Source organism: Aggregatibacter sp. HK296, assembly GCF_980469475.1.
Genome location: NZ_OZ413142.1, coordinates 1,674,530 through 1,689,343 on the forward strand (window position 1 = coordinate 1,674,530; position 14,814 = coordinate 1,689,343).

Sequence of the window (14,814 nt, forward strand, 5' to 3'; positions counted from 1 at the left end):
CAGCTTGAACTATGCTAATTTTTTCTGTAAAATTTGCACCCTTACACACAAGCGTGCCATTTATAATGGCGTAATATTAATCTCATGCGGTGTCAGGGATTGCTTTTGCGATTGGCTTGATAGCGGCATGGCTTCAAATTTGAGGTTTTCTATGAAACAAGGTATTCATCCTGAATATAAAGAAATTACTGCAACTTGCTCTTGCGGTAACGTGATCAAAACTCGTTCTACCTTAGGTAAAGACATCAACCTTGATGTGTGCGGTAAATGCCACCCATTCTACACAGGTAAACAACGTGTTGTTGATACCGGCGGTCGCGTTGAACGCTTTAACAGCCGTTTCAAAATTCCAGGTACGAAGTAATCTGAATCTTAGCCCTCGCAATTGCGGGGGTTATTTCTATGTAGTTCAAGGTGATATGTTTATGAGTAATGCTTACAATCTTCCCCCAATTTTTGTTATTAGTTTGAAAAACTCTTCCCGCCGGGAATTTATCACAAAACGCCTAAAAGGACTTGGACTGCAATTTGAATTTTTTGATGCGGTTTATGGAAAAGAGTTAAGTAAAGAAGCGCTTGCTCAAGTAGATTACCATTTTTATAAAACATATAACTCTCTTCCACTGACCCTTGGAGAAATCGGATGTGCAACTAGCCATATCAAGGTTTATGAGCATATGGTAGAAAATAATATACCATCCGCTATCATCCTTGAAGATGATGCAATTATTTCTCAATTCTTTAAGGAAATCATAGAAGATATGCTTGGTAAAATTCATCATAGCTATGAATTGATTTTCTTAGATCATGGCAAAGTCAAATCATATCCTTTTAAAAAGAAATTAATTGAAGGATATCGATTAGCCCATTACCGTAGCCCTTCAAAAAACTCGAAACGATGCATAATATACGCAACCGCCTATTTAATAACACTTTCCGGCGCTCAAAAATTATTAAAGTATGCTTATCCAATAAGAATGCCGGCGGATTATCTAACCGGGTTAATACAAAAAACCAAAGTAAATGCTTATGGAGTTGAGCCTCCATGCGTTTTCAGAGGTCTTGATGCAGATTCGGAAATTGATCAAATTGAAGATAGACATAACAAATGAACATTAAACTAATTCTTCAGACTATACGTCTATCAATAGGGAAACTTATCTTAGATAAAAAAACACCTAAAAACGCTACCGCACTTTCACCTAAGAAAATTCTTTTCTTACGACAAGATGGGAAGATTGGCGATTATATCGTGAGTTCTTTCGTTTTCAGAGAAATTAAGAAATTCAATCCTGAGATTAAGATTGGCGTAGTTTGTACGACAAAAGGCGCCTATTTATTCAAACAAAATCCTCATATTGACCAACTTTACTTTGTGAAGAAACGTAATATTTTTGACTATATAAAATGTGGTTTATCTCTTGCAAAAGAAAGCTATGATGTTGTTATCGATCCAACATTATTAATAAGAAACCGTGATTTACTTTTGTTAAGATTAATCAATGCTAAAAATTATATTGGTTATAAAAAACAAAATTACAAACTATTTAACTTCAGTATTAATCAGGAGCAATTACATTTTTCTGAAGTGTACGCAGAAGCAATAAAATTGTGTGGTATAGAGAATATTGATATTAGTTATGACATTCCAAATCACAGTGATAAAAAAGAAGATATCGCACATTTTATTAAAGAAAATCATCTTGCTAACTGTATTACTATCAATTTCTTTGGTGCCGCTAGTTCTAGAAAATTCAAAGAACAAAATATTTGTTTATTTATTGAAAAACTTCAATCAGAGAATAAAAGAGTTTTGCTGTTAACTTATCCTGAAGTCACACCTTTATTAAAAAGCATTTCAGAAAAATACGCTAACGCATTTGTTTATGAAAAAACCGAAAATATTTTTGATACCATAGCATTACTTCATCATTCTAGTCTGGTTATTTCACCTGATACTTCTATTGTTCATATTGCCTCAGGCTTAAATAAACAAATCATTGCTTTCTATAAATTAGCTGATAAAGAGAATTTTGCCCACTGGAATCCGAACTGTAAAAACAAAACTCACATTATTAACTTTGTTGAGAATGTTAATGAGATATCTCCAGAGGACGTATTGGAAGTTATCAGATAATACCTATCCTTTCTTCTGACACATCGGGCAATAAAAGCTGTTTCGTTGTCCGATGATTAAACTTTCAATTTTTGTACCGCACGTTGAACAAGGTTTGCCTTTATTCCCGTAAACCAACAATTCTTGGGCGAAATAACCCGGTCTGCCATCAGGTTGTAAGAAATCTTTGAGTGTCGTTCCGCCTTGTTCAATGGCTTTGGCTAACACGGATTTGATGGTATCTACCAAGCGTTCACATTGCTTACGCGTCAGATTGGCGGCAAGTTTCATAGGATGCAGACCACATAAAAATAAACTTTCGTTGGCGTAAATATTACCAACGCCCACCACCACAGCATTATCCATTAAAAAGGTTTTAAGTGCGGTCGTTTTTTTGCGAGATTTTTTGAAAAGATAGTCGGCGTTAAATTCCTCTGATAGCGGTTCCGGCCCCAGTTTCAAAAATAAATGAAACTCATCTAATTTTTCCGTCCACAACCAAGCCCCAAAACGTCGCGGATCGTTATAGCGTAATAATCTGCCGTTATTCATCACAATATCCAAATGATCGTGTTTATCAATCGGGCTGTCATGCGGTACGATTCTTACGGTTCCTGACATCCCTAGGTGTCCGATGATATAGCCTTTTTCGGTATGAATGATAAGGTATTTAGCACGGCGGCTCAGCTCTAGAATTTTTACTTGATGCAATGTCGCTAATTCCGGTGATACTGCCCAGCGGAGTTTCGGCTGACGTACCTCGATTTTTTCAATCGTGTAATCTTTTAGATAAGGGCTTACGCCACGTAGTGCGGTTTCGACTTCAGGTAGTTCAGGCATTCTCTTTCTCCGATAGCCACTGGATATAAAAAAACCCGAACAATGTCGGGTTTTTCAATTCGTGCAAAATTATTTGATTTTTGCTTCTTTATAAATAACGTGTTTACGCACAACTGGATCAAATTTTTTGATTTCCATTTTTTCAGGCATATTACGTTTGTTTTTGTCAGTTGTGTAGAAATGACCGGTTTCTGCGGTAGAAACTAAACGGATTTTCTCACGAGCACCTTTTGCTGCCATTTGTTAGCTCCTTAGATTTTCTCGCCACGAGCACGGATTTCAGCTAAAACTGCATCAATGCCTTTTTTATCAATAATACGCATACCTTTTGCAGTTAAGCGTAATGTTACGAAACGGTTTTCACTTTCAACCCAAAAACGGTGAGTGTGAAGGTTAGGAAGAAAACGACGACGAGTCGCGTTCATTGCGTGAGAGCGGTTGTTACCCACTGCCGGACGCTTGCCTGTTACTTGACAGACTCTAGACATATTAATCTCCAATAATGAAATTTAAGCTCGAGCTTACGGTTCGGAATACTTCAAAAATAACTTTTGAATGACCTCGTCAGGTCGTATAACCCGACCCGCATACTATATTAAAGGTCGTGCATTATACTCACTTTATATTGCATTCTCAAGCCTAAATCCTGAATTTGCTGACATTAAAACTAAAATTTATCCAAAAGTGCGGTCAGTTTTAGAGAAGATTTTGTTCCGCAAAGGAAAAATAATCGCCTTTGCCAATCACAAAATGATCCAGCACTCGAATTTCCACCAACTCCGCCACCTGTTTGATAGTCTCCGTAATTTGTCGGTCGGAAAAGCTTGGTTCCGCTACGCCGGAAGGATGATTATGTGCCAAAATAATCGCCGCAGCATTGCACGCCAACGCCTCTTTGATCACTTCGCGCGGATAAACCATCGCTTTATTAATTGTGCCAAGAAACAAGCGTTCCTGCTTAATCAAGCGATGCTGGTTATCCAAGAACAGCACTAAAAAAATTTCTCGCTCTGTATTTTCCAACTCTGTTTGTAAGTACATTTTCACTGTCTCTGACGAGCTAAAACAATACCCTTCTTTAAGTTCCGCCAATAAATAACGACGGGTCATTTCCGTGCAAGCTTGCAATTGAATAAACTGCGTAATGCCAATGCCTTTCATGGCACAAAACTGCTTTTGATTGGCGTTAATAAGCCCACGCAACGACCCAAAATGTTGTAACACATTTTTCGATAGCTGCATCACCGGACAATCTTTAATCCCCGTACGCAAGAAAATGGCCAAAAGTTCAGCATCTGTCAGTGTGGCGACTCCATATTTTAAGAGCTTTTCCCTTGGCATTAAGGCCTCATTCATTTCTTTAACCTCGCAAAAAATAACAGATTCGCTATTCATTCACAGGGCGTCGTAAAATCCAAAAAGTACATTCAAAAGATGGGATTGCGATCGCAAAATAAGATTTTTGATTAAATCATAATTCAAGTAGAATAAGCGAATTCATCTCCGAGTCAGTCAATTCATGGGATTCAAGCATGATTAATCTAGAAAATAAACGCATTGTTGTGGGTATTACCGGCGGCATTGCCGCGTACAAAACCATCGAATTAATTCGTTTATTACGCAAAGCCAATGCGCTGGTTCGCGTAGTGCTCACGCCTGCTGCCGCAGAATTTGTGACCCCACTCACCTTACAAGCGATTTCCGGCAATGCTGTGGCGCAATCGTTATTGGATCCGCAAGCAGAACTGGCAATGGGACATATTGAATTGGCGAAATGGGCGGATGTCGTATTAATCGCACCTGCCAGTGCCGATTTTATTGCGCGCTTAACTGTCGGTATGGCGAACGATTTACTGTCCACGATTTGCCTTGCCACCAGTGCACCGATTTTTCTTGCGCCGGCGATGAATCAGCAAATGTATCGCCAAGCCATAACGCAGCAAAATCTGACCGCACTTTTAAGCCGTGGCATACAACTTATCGGCCCGAACAGTGGCGAACAAGCCTGTGGTGATGTGGGCGCAGGGCGGATGTCCGAACCATCGGAAATTTTCACCGCACTTTGCCATCATTTTACTGTGCAGCAAGATTTACTCAGCATCCATGTTGCCATTACGGCAGGCCCAACGCGTGAAGCCATCGATCCGGTGCGTTACATTTCCAATCACAGTTCCGGCAAAATGGGCTTTGCCATTGCAGAAGCCTTTGCAAAACGTGGGGCAACTGTGACGTTAATTGCCGGCCCGGTGAATCTCACCGCCTCACCCAATATTCATCGTATTGATGTCACTTCCGCGCAAGAAATGTGGAAAACCGCCTTAGAAAGTGCGGTCAAAAATCACATTTTTATTGGTTGTGCGGCGGTGGCAGATTACCGTATTGCGGATATCGCTGATCAAAAAATCAAAAAATCGGCTGAAGAAATGACGTTAAGGCTCGTTAAAAATCCGGACATTATCGCGGATGTGGCGCATCTTACGGAAAAGCGCCCTTTCACTATTGGGTTTGCGGCTGAAACGCAGAATGTTGCCGATTACGCGAAAGATAAATTGATGCGCAAGAATTTGGATATGATTTGTGCCAATGACGTTTCCGGCGGGCAAGTGTTCGGACAAGATCACAATGCGCTACACCTCTTTTGGAAAAACGGAGAGAAAGCCTTGCCGCAGGCGGATAAAAATACATTGGCAGAAGCATTAGTCAGTGAAATCATGGCGCGTTACCGTCAATAAAAAAACACAGCAAAAACCAACTGCACTTTATCAAAAACATAAAAGATTTCGTTAAAGGAAAAGATCACAATGAAAAAAATTGACGTTAAAATTTTAGATAGCCGTCTTGGCAGCGAATTTCCTCTGCCAACGTATGCCACCGAAGGATCCGCAGGATTGGATTTACGTGCACTCATAGACAATGGCATTGAAATTCAACCGGGTGAAACCAAATTAATTCCAACGGGACTTTCTATTTATATTGCCGATCCCAATTTAGCCGCAGTCATTTTACCTCGTTCCGGTTTAGGCCATAAACACGGCATTGTGTTGGGCAATTTAGTCGGTTTAATTGATTCTGATTATCAAGGACCGCTCATGGTTTCCGTGTGGAACCGTGGCAGTGAGCCGTTCAAAATTGAAGTAGGCGATCGCATCGCACAATTAGTCTTTGTGCCCGTTGTGCAAGCGGAATTTAATATCGTCAACGAATTTCATGCCACAGAACGCGGCGAAGGCGGTTTCGGCCATTCAGGTAAACACTAATGGAACAAACCAATAAACGCAGTATTAAAGAACGCCGCCAACAAGTGTTGACGGTGCTCACGCATATGTTGCATTCCGAACGCGGCATGGAGCGTATGACAACGGCGCGTTTAGCCGCAGAAGTGGGCGTGTCAGAAGCGGCGTTATACCGTTATTACCCAAGCAAAACCAAGATTTTTGAAGCCTTAATTGAGAATATCGAAAGCACATTGCTTAATCGCATTTCACAATCTATCAAAAATGAAACCAACACCATGCAACGGGTAAAAGACATCCTGCAGATGATCTTGGATTTTGCCCGTAAAAACCCCGGTTTAACCCGTGTGTTAACCGGCCATGCGCTGATGTTTGAAGATGCCAAACTACAAGCCCGCGTTGCCACCTTTTTTGACAGGCTGGAATTGCAGTTTGTGAATATTCTGCAAATGCGAAAATTGCGCGAAGGACGCGGATTTAACGTGGACGAACGCATTATCGCCGCACACCTCGTCACCCTCTGTGAAGGGCAGTTTATGCGCTATGTGCGTTCCAACTTCCGACACTCACCAAATCAAGGGTTTAGCCAGCAATGGCAGCTCATTGAAAGCTTATTTGCATAATTTATTTATTTAGGTAATATGTCGTGATTATTCCTTGGCAAGAACTGGCGGAAGACACTTTAATCAATATTGTGGAAAGCGTCATTTTACGTGAAGGAACCGATTATGGTTCACATGAACAGACTTTCGAACAAAAAAAGAAAGCGCTACTGAACAGAATCCGCCAAGGAAGTGCGGTGATCGTTTGGTCTGAGTTACATGAATCTATCGATATAAAAAATAAAACGGAATTTTTTAAATAAACTTTTTAGTTTTTTATTGTTAGCTGGAGGTTTTCAACGTGCAGGAACAAAACGCACAAGTTACAACTCAATCAACGGATCCAACCCTTGATTGGTTTTTATCTCACTGTCATATTCATAAATATCCATCTAAAAGCACATTAATCAATGCCGGTGAAAAGGCTGAAACCTTATACTATTTAATTCAAGGTTCCGTTTCCGTTTTAGTGAAAGATGAAGATGGCAAAGAAATGATCCTGACTTATCTAAGCCAAGGCGATTTCTTCGGGGAAGCCGGTTTATTTGAAGAAGATCAGCGTCGTTCCGCCTGGATAAAAGCCAAAGCAGCTTGTGAAGTTGCTGAAATTTCCTACCGTAAATTCCGCCAATTAATTCAAGTTAACCCTGAGATTCTGATGCTCCTTACCGCACAGTTGGCACGTCGTTTACAAAACACCTCACGCCAAGTCAGTAACTTGGCTTTCTTGGATGTTACCGGGCGCATTGCTCAAACCTTGTTAAATTTAGCCAAAATGCCGGAAGCCATGACACATCCTGACGGAATGCAAATTAAAATTACGCGTCAGGAAATCGGCCAAATGGTAGGCTGTTCCCGTGAAACCGTTGGACGCATTCTCAAAATGCTGGAAGATCAACATCTCATTTCAGCCCATGGCAAGACCATCGTTGTTTATGGAACCCGTTAAAAACACGATAAAATAAGATCGCACTTTAGTTAAAGTGCTAAAGTTTGCGTCTAACATACAGAATAAAGAATACAAAAAAGGTCTGAAAACTCAGACCTTTTTTTATTTAATAAGTGTTAATTAACGCATTGTGACAAACTCTTCCGAGCCTGTTGGGTGAATAGCCACTGTGTTGTCAAAATCCGCTTTTGTCGCGCCCATTTTAATAGCGACAGCAAAACCTTGGATCATTTCGTCCACGCCAAAACCAATGCCGTGTAAGCCCACAATTTTTTCCTCTTTACCAACGCATACCAATTTCATGCGACAAGGTTGACGATGCTGGGTGACAGCCGTGTACATAGAAGTAAAAGAAGATTTATACACTTTTACATTTTCCGCACCATATTGTTCAATGGCTTGTGGTTCGGTTAATCCGACAGTGCCAATTGGCGGATGACTGAACACCACGGACGGCACGAGATTATAGTCTAAATGCTCGTTCGGTTTATTGTTAAACAGGCGTTCGGATAAACGACGTCCGGCTGCAACCGCCACCGGTGTGAGTTCAATACCGCCTTCAATAATATCGCCTACCGCATAAATCCCCGGCACATTGGTGTTTTGGTATTTATCTACCTTGATGAAGCCACGCGCATTCGCTTCTACGCCGGCAGCTTGTAAATTAATTTTATCAGTCGTCGGCTCACGTCCAATGGCCCAAATCAAGCAATCCACGGTTTGCTCGCGACCATCCTCTAATTTAAGGGTCACAGAACCATCTGCATTTTTTACCACCTCTTTTGGAATGGCATGAGTATGCAGCGTAATGCCGTCTTGTTGCATGGATTCCACTAAGGTTTCCACCATCATTGGATCAAAATTACGCAACGGCGCGTGTTTACGCACAAATAAATGGGTTTCCACACCGAGGCTGTTCAAGACACCGGCTAACTCCACGGCAATATAACCTGCGCCAACAACAGCTGTGCGTTTAGGCAGCTCGGTTAACGCAAAAACGCCATTAGAATCAATACCGTATTCCGCGCCTTTTATTGCCGGAATACTTGGACGTCCGCCGGTAGCAATCAAGATATGATCTGCTGTCACTTGTTCGGTGGAACCATCGGCGAAAGTCACTTCAAGGGTATTTTTATTGACAAATTTGGCAAAACCGCGAATCACATCCACGTTATTTTTTGCCAACACGTTATCGTATGAAGTATGAATGCGGGAAATATAGGCTTGACGGCTTTCCACCAACTTAGCAAAATCAAATTTTTTGACGTCCACATCAAAACCGTAATCCGGTGCATAATGATGGATGGCTTCCGCAATTTGTGCGCCGTAGAACATCACTTTTTTCGGCACGCAGCCCACATTGACACAGGTTCCACCTAAATGTTTTGCTTCAATAATGGCACATTTTTTGCCATAACTTGCTGCACGGTTGATGGAAGCAATTCCACCGCTGCCACCACCGATGGCAATGTAATCATAATGTCTGGTCATACTCTTTTCCTTATTAATAAATTGGGCGCTATTCTGCCCAAAGGATGTTCACAAATCAAACAAATAGGATAAATCGGTCTAATCGGTATTATCTTATGCTGGCGTCATCTTATTCAGGTGTAATCCAGTTTACCGACCAACTGCCGGTGCCTTCCGGCACAAGTGCGGTGGTTAAATACGGCAAAATGGATTTCATCTGTTGTTCCAACATCCAAGGTGGATTCACCACAATCATACCGCTCGCCGTCATGCCACGTTGATCAGAATCCGGGCGCACCGCCAATTCAATTTGCAAAATTTTACGAATCCCCGTGGCCTCTAAGCCTTTTACAATACGTTTAGTTTGCTGACGTAACACCACCGGATACCAAATCGCATACACACCGGTTGCAAAACGTTTATAACCCTCTTCAATGGTTTTCACCACCAAATCATAGTCTTCTTTCAGTTCATAAGGGGGATCAATTAGCACCAAGCCACGACGCTCTTTAGGCGGCAATGTGGCTTTGACTTGCTGAAAACCATCGCCGATTTTCACCGTCACATTTTCAAATTCTTTGAAATTATTGCGTAACAAAGGAAACTCGCTTGGGTGCAATTCCATCATCAGCGCACGATCCTGTGGGCGCAATAAATTCGCTGCCAACAAAGGGGAACCAGCGTAATAGCGCAATTCTTTGCCGCCATAATTGAGTTTTTTAATCAGTGCCACATAGCGTGCCACTTCAGGCGGTAAATCCTCACGCCCCCACAAACGACCAATGCCATCCACATATTCAGCCGTTTTCTCCGCTTCTGCGCTAAATAAACGATAACGCCCTGCGCCTGCATGGGTATCTAAATAATAAAAACCTTTATCTTTCTGTTGCAGGCTTTCGATAATCAGCATTAACACGATATGTTTCAACACATCCGCATGGTTGCCCGCATGAAAACTATGACGATAACTGAGCATAATTCCTACTTATAAAACATTAAATAAAATGACCGCACTTTTCCCCAAAAAGGAAGCCCGACAGCTACCGGGCTTCAAAAACAAGTCTCGGTCTAGAATAATTCTTCCCGTTGTCCACCCGGTGCGCCGCTTTCCTGCAGATCGCTAGGCACATAATAACCACGTTCTTCCACATAAGCTCGGGTCGGCTCGGTGCCTTTAATGAAGTATTCGACACGTCCACCACCAGATAATAATCCGGAACGCGGATCAATGTTTTTCTCGACAATATTCGCCGGGGTTGGCAAGGTACGTTCAGGCACCTCTTTCAAAATGGCCTTCATGTAACTAATCCATGCCGGCATCGCACTTTTCGCACCGGCCTCTCCGCGACCTAAATCGAATTTATTGTCATCAAAACCAATATACACAGCCGTCGTTAAGTTTGCGCCAAATCCGGCATACCACGCCACTTTGGAGTTATTGGTCGTCCCGGTTTTGCCACCAATATCCTTACGCTTGATCTCATTTGCCATGCGCCAACTGGTGCCTTTCCAATCCAATCCTTGTTCACCATAAATCGCCGTATTTAATGCGCTACGAATTAAGAACGCCAATTCACCGCTAATGACACGTGGTGCATACTCGACTTGCGAGCTGTTGGTTTTTGCTTGCGCCATGAAATTTAAATTTTCTTCTTTCACAGCATCAATGCGTGGCTGCAATTCCGGAATATCCGGCACAGTTTCACCTTGATCCACTTCTTCGCCGTTCGTGGAATCATCGCTGCGTTTCAAATCGTCAGCCATGGTCAAATCGGTATTCTTGAAACCATCTAATTTTTCCGTTTCGCCGTAAATGACAGGAATACTGTCGCAAGTTAGGCAGGCGACTTTAGGGTTGGCCACAAAAATTTCCTTGCCGGTATTATCTAAGATTTTATTGATAATATAAGGATCAACTAAATAACCACCGTTATCGAATACTGCGTAACCACGCGCCATTTCAAGCGGCGTAAAGGAAGCCGCTCCTAATGCAAGTGCTTCACTAGCAAAATACTGATCTCGTTTAAAGCCAAAACGTTGCAAGAAATCCGCAACAAACTCGACACCGGCCATTTGCATGGAGCGAATGGCAATCATGTTTTTAGATTGGCCTAGTCCCACACGTAAACGTAAAGGACCATCATAACGATCCGGTGAGTTTTTCGGACGCCATTCCTTTTGACCAGGCTTTTTCAACACAAGAGGCGTATCTTGTAACACACTAGATAAGGTCAACCCTTTTTCCAATGCTGCCGCATAAATGAACGGTTTAATGGAAGAACCCACCTGCACTAATGATTGTGTTGCACGGTTAAACTTACTTTGTTCAAAACTGAAACCACCCACAATCGCTTCAATGGCGCCATTGTCACTATTTAAAGAAACCAACGCCGAATTGGCACGTGGAATTTGCCCTAAGATCCATTCGCCTTTGTCGTTTTTACGTAGCCAAATTTGCTCACCTATTTTCACCGGAGCAGACTGTCCCGTCCAGCGCATCGCACTGCTTGGCAACGTTATTTTCTCACCGGATGCCAATAAAAGCTCTGCACCGGATTTAGATACATTCATGACAGCAGCCGGAATAAACGGCTCAGAATTTGGTAACTTTTTCAAAAAACCAATAATGGTGTCATTATCCCAAGAGGCTTCGCCTTTTTTCCATAAGGGTTCACCACCACGATAACCATGACGCATATCGTAAGCGATTAAATTATCGCGCACCGCTTTTTGTGCCGTTTCCTGATCTTTGGAAAGCACCGTGGTGTACACTTTATAGCCTTTGGTATAGGCGTCTTCTTCACCGAAACGTTTTACCATTTCCTGACGCACCATTTCTGTGACGTAATCAGCACGAAAATCCAATTGCGCACCGTGATAGCTGGCGACAATCGGTTCTTTCAACGCAGCATCATACTCTTCTTGAGAAATATATTTTTGATCCAACATACGCCCCAATACTACATTACGGCGCTCTAACGCACGTTTCGGGGAAAAAAGCGGATTCATCGTAGAAGGGGCTTTCGGCAAACCTGCAATCACCGCCATTTCGGACAAAGTCAGTTGATTTAATTCTTTACCAAAATAGGTTTTTGCCGCGGCTGCCACACCATAAGAGCGGTATCCCAAATAAATTTTATTTAGGTAAAGCTCAAGAATTTCATTTTTATCCAGCGCATTTTCGATCTCTATAGCTAAAATCGCCTCTTTGGCTTTACGAATCAAACTTTTTTCCGGCGTTAAGAAGAAGTTACGCGCCAACTGTTGCGTGATGGTACTCGCCCCTTGGGAAGCGCCACCTTTACTGATCGCCACCATCACGGCACGGCCGATCCCGATCGGGTCTAGCCCATGGTGTTCATAAAAACGGCTGTCTTCCGTCGCCAATACCGCATCAATTAACTTTTGCGGCACATCATTTAATTTCACCGGAATACGACGCTGTTCGCCTACTTCGCCAATCAACTTCCCGTCAGAAGTATAAATTTGCATTGGCTGTTGCAACTCAACCGTTTTCAATGTTTCCACATCCGGCAAATCGGATTTTAGCTGCACATAGACAACACCCACAGCGATACAACCCAAAATGAACAACGTTAATAAGGAACTTAATATTAATTTTGCGATCCGCATCGAAAAATTCTCACTTAGTTAAAGGCAATAAAAGGAATTAAAAATATAGTGGCTAAGTATAAAGACTACGCAACAAAAACGACAGTAAATATTGCAAACAAGGATACTTCATGTTCATCAGACATCAGTCAGCCATTCAAGTCGGCCTTTGCTACCACCCACAACATATTGATGTTCTTTGGTTCGATTCACAAAACCAAGCCCAGTTCTTACAATGTAGCGAACTGGATTTACTGACGCTCTCCTCCACGTTAAATCAGAAATTAAATCAATCACCGAGAAGAGCAAACTATAAATACATCACCGCCATTATGCCGCAGCATATCTGGCAAAAGAGTCTTATTCTGCCGCAGAATCTAAACACCCAAGAATGTGAACAACAGTGTCATTTTACCCTTACCCATGAATTACCGATTCCACTTGATGAGGTTTGGTACGACTATACCGCCACACCACTAAAACAAGGATTTCGTTTAGATATTTTCGCCATTAGACAACAAATTGCGAAAAACTATTTAAATCAATTTATTCCCTTGCAAATTGATGTGTTAGATAGCGTTGCCAAAGCTGTTTTACGCGCCAGCGAATATATTTTAGAGCAACCATTACCGATCGACGCCTTAGTGTTGTACCAAGACGAAAGCGGCGCATTAGCGATTCACCAAAAACGACAACAAACCCAAACACTGTTTCAAACGGACGGAAATTTGACCGCACTTTTTGAGCAATATTGCCAGCGTTATGATGAAAAACCGGAAAAAGCGTTCTATTACAGCACTGAATCTACGCCACACATTGGATCAGACTGGGTGGGAATAAACACCTCCCTTCCTTTTATCGCCCTTGGCAATGCTCTATGGCAACAAGAAACGTTACAAAAATCCACCGCACTTTTTGATGTTAAAGCGCCATCTTTAGAGAAAATGACATGAAAAAAGACATGAATTTGTTGCCTTGGCGCATTAAACAGCTGCGACAGAAAAATCGGCGTTTGTTCGTTACCCTATTTATTGGGGCAACCTTGTGTACGATCGGCACATTATTACTCACCCATTTTGCGCAAAACTATACCGACAATGCAGGCAAAGCACAGTTGCAATACACCACTCACCAACAAGAATTACAGGCGACACAGCAACAGATTCAACAATTTCGCCACAGTTATGCGCAATTGGAAACCCTTCAGGAAATCCCAAAAGAAACACTTTTTTCTTTGTTACATCAATTAGCTGAGTTTCCACTTACACAAGGTGAATTAACGGAGTTACACCTCAATAGCGAACATCTTATGCTCAAGGGATATGCTGAAAATCAAGAAGAATTTTCTCACCTCAATGGATATCTCTCCGCACAACCGTTATTTCGCGAAGTTAATCTGGTGGAATTTAAACCACAAGCCCAAGAACTACGTTTCCAATTTGATGTAAAGATAAAAACAACACCATGAATTTCAGAGAAAAACTTACCGAGACATTGGCCCATTGGCACCGATTACATCCCTGGAAACAACACTCCACGTTATTTTTCCTCGGCGGATTTATCCTCTCTTTCCCCTTGCAGCATTATTGGCAACAACGTGCTCACATGACACATATGGAGCAACAATTACAAACGCAACGGGAAAGTTTGGCACATCAACAAAAACTTTTAGCAACGCTAAAAGAGAAAGCGGCAACGCAATTACTCACACCGGCGCTGGCTGCCAAACTGCCGCCGATAAATCAACAAATCCAACAACTTGCTCAACGTTTGCAAATCGTACAAAGCCAATGGGATTTCCATCAAAAGCCCTTACTCAGGCTACAACTTCAAGGTCATTTCAAAGATTTACATTCATTTTTGACCGCACTTTTAAACGCGAACATAGAATTGGAACTCGTGGAATGGCAAGTGCTGCAAAGCGATGAAGCCAATGAAACATCATCCATTCAAACAGCACTTTTATTTCAATTAAATAGCAAAGGAAACTAA

Annotated in this window: 18 protein-coding genes; 11 read left to right on the forward strand and 7 right to left on the reverse strand. The window is 42.0% G+C overall.

The genetic code is table 11. From position 1 onward, the window contains the following. Window positions 1-151 precede the first annotated feature (151 nt). From rpmE to AC30SH_RS07890, 3 genes are all read left to right on the forward strand, one after another. Entirely contained in the window at window positions 152-364 is a 213-nt protein-coding gene (rpmE, locus tag AC30SH_RS07880; RefSeq protein ID WP_006716752.1) for a 50S ribosomal protein L31, read from the forward strand. 61 nt (window positions 365-425) lie between these two features. Beyond that, on the forward strand, window positions 426-1,112 hold the full coding sequence (locus AC30SH_RS07885) for a glycosyltransferase family 25 protein (protein ID WP_212510308.1): 687 nt from the start codon (window positions 426-428) through the stop codon (window positions 1,110-1,112). Continuing rightward, window positions 1,109-2,137, forward strand: a complete 1,029-nt coding sequence (locus tag AC30SH_RS07890; protein WP_212510307.1) for a glycosyltransferase family 9 protein — start codon at window positions 1,109-1,111, stop codon at window positions 2,135-2,137. The genes AC30SH_RS07885 and AC30SH_RS07890 overlap by 4 nt, the downstream gene beginning before the upstream one ends. 3 nt (window positions 2,138-2,140) lie before the next feature. On the opposite strand, the gene mutM is transcribed toward AC30SH_RS07890, so the two are convergent. The 4 genes from mutM to radC all read right to left on the reverse strand — a co-directional run bounded on the left by mutM (window position 2,141) and on the right by radC (window position 4,312). After that, on the reverse strand, window positions 2,141-2,956 hold the full coding sequence (mutM, locus tag AC30SH_RS07895; RefSeq protein WP_212510306.1) for a bifunctional DNA-formamidopyrimidine glycosylase/DNA-(apurinic or apyrimidinic site) lyase: 816 nt from the start codon (window positions 2,954-2,956) through the stop codon (window positions 2,141-2,143). 69 nt (window positions 2,957-3,025) lie between these two features. Further along, entirely contained in the window at window positions 3,026-3,196 is a 171-nt protein-coding gene (gene rpmG / locus AC30SH_RS07900) for a 50S ribosomal protein L33 (RefSeq protein WP_005613503.1), read from the reverse strand. An 11-nt stretch (window positions 3,197-3,207) separates the two neighbouring features. Further along, window positions 3,208-3,444 carry a 50S ribosomal protein L28 gene (gene rpmB / locus AC30SH_RS07905; RefSeq protein ID WP_005542826.1) on the reverse strand — a complete coding sequence of 79 codons (237 nt, stop codon included), beginning with the start codon at window positions 3,442-3,444 and terminating at the stop codon, window positions 3,208-3,210. A 208-nt stretch (window positions 3,445-3,652) separates the two neighbouring features. After that, a complete protein-coding gene (gene radC / locus AC30SH_RS07910; protein WP_048750052.1) occupies window positions 3,653-4,312 on the reverse strand; it encodes a RadC family protein in 660 nt (219 codons plus the stop codon). Between the two features lie 176 nt (window positions 4,313-4,488). On the opposite strand from radC, the gene coaBC reads away from it, so the two are divergent. From coaBC to crp, 5 genes are all read left to right on the forward strand, one after another. Beyond that, window positions 4,489-5,688: a bifunctional phosphopantothenoylcysteine decarboxylase/phosphopantothenate--cysteine ligase CoaBC gene (gene coaBC / locus AC30SH_RS07915; protein WP_314310942.1), complete on the forward strand. Its 1,200-nt coding sequence runs from the start codon at window positions 4,489-4,491 to the stop codon at window positions 5,686-5,688. Window positions 5,689-5,757: 69 nt separating this feature from the next. Further along, window positions 5,758-6,213, forward strand: a complete 456-nt coding sequence (gene dut / locus AC30SH_RS07920; protein ID WP_048750057.1) for a dUTP diphosphatase — start codon at window positions 5,758-5,760, stop codon at window positions 6,211-6,213. Further along, window positions 6,213-6,812: a nucleoid occlusion factor SlmA gene (slmA, locus tag AC30SH_RS07925; RefSeq protein WP_212510304.1), complete on the forward strand. Its 600-nt coding sequence runs from the start codon at window positions 6,213-6,215 to the stop codon at window positions 6,810-6,812. Before dut ends, slmA begins: the two co-directional genes overlap by 1 nt. A 23-nt stretch (window positions 6,813-6,835) precedes the next feature. Then, entirely contained in the window at window positions 6,836-7,054 is a 219-nt protein-coding gene (locus AC30SH_RS07930; RefSeq protein ID WP_308666161.1) for a YheU family protein, read from the forward strand. A 38-nt stretch (window positions 7,055-7,092) separates the two neighbouring features. Beyond that, complete coding sequence (crp, locus tag AC30SH_RS07935) at window positions 7,093-7,740, forward strand: cAMP-activated global transcriptional regulator CRP (protein ID WP_005715913.1); 648 nt, start codon at window positions 7,093-7,095, stop codon at window positions 7,738-7,740. Between the two features lie 120 nt (window positions 7,741-7,860). Here crp and gorA read toward each other — a convergent pair whose 3' ends face one another. From gorA to AC30SH_RS07950, 3 genes are all read right to left on the reverse strand, one after another. Then, window positions 7,861-9,231: a glutathione-disulfide reductase gene (gene gorA / locus AC30SH_RS07940; protein WP_489582342.1), complete on the reverse strand. Its 1,371-nt coding sequence runs from the start codon at window positions 9,229-9,231 to the stop codon at window positions 7,861-7,863. A 109-nt stretch (window positions 9,232-9,340) separates the two neighbouring features. Beyond that, on the reverse strand, window positions 9,341-10,186 hold the full coding sequence (locus tag AC30SH_RS07945) for a 23S rRNA (adenine(2030)-N(6))-methyltransferase RlmJ (protein ID WP_489582343.1): 846 nt from the start codon (window positions 10,184-10,186) through the stop codon (window positions 9,341-9,343). A 92-nt stretch (window positions 10,187-10,278) separates the two neighbouring features. Next, on the reverse strand, window positions 10,279-12,843 hold the full coding sequence (locus tag AC30SH_RS07950; protein ID WP_489582344.1) for a penicillin-binding protein 1A: 2,565 nt from the start codon (window positions 12,841-12,843) through the stop codon (window positions 10,279-10,281). 110 nt (window positions 12,844-12,953) lie between these two features. Between AC30SH_RS07950 and AC30SH_RS07955 the strand changes: the two genes are divergently transcribed. Genes AC30SH_RS07955 through AC30SH_RS07965 form a run of 3 tightly spaced genes read left to right on the forward strand, consistent with a single transcriptional unit; the run spans window position 12,954 to window position 14,814 of the window. Continuing rightward, the gene (locus AC30SH_RS07955; RefSeq protein ID WP_489582345.1) at window positions 12,954-13,775 is read left to right on the forward strand and encodes a competence protein ComA; all 822 of its coding nucleotides are present in this window, start codon (window positions 12,954-12,956) and stop codon (window positions 13,773-13,775) included. Continuing rightward, entirely contained in the window at window positions 13,772-14,290 is a 519-nt protein-coding gene (locus tag AC30SH_RS07960) for a PilN domain-containing protein (RefSeq protein WP_489582346.1), read from the forward strand. Before AC30SH_RS07955 ends, AC30SH_RS07960 begins: the two co-directional genes overlap by 4 nt. After that, window positions 14,287-14,814 carry a competence protein gene (locus AC30SH_RS07965; RefSeq protein ID WP_489582347.1) on the forward strand — a complete coding sequence of 176 codons (528 nt, stop codon included), beginning with the start codon at window positions 14,287-14,289 and terminating at the stop codon, window positions 14,812-14,814. The genes AC30SH_RS07960 and AC30SH_RS07965 overlap by 4 nt, the downstream gene beginning before the upstream one ends.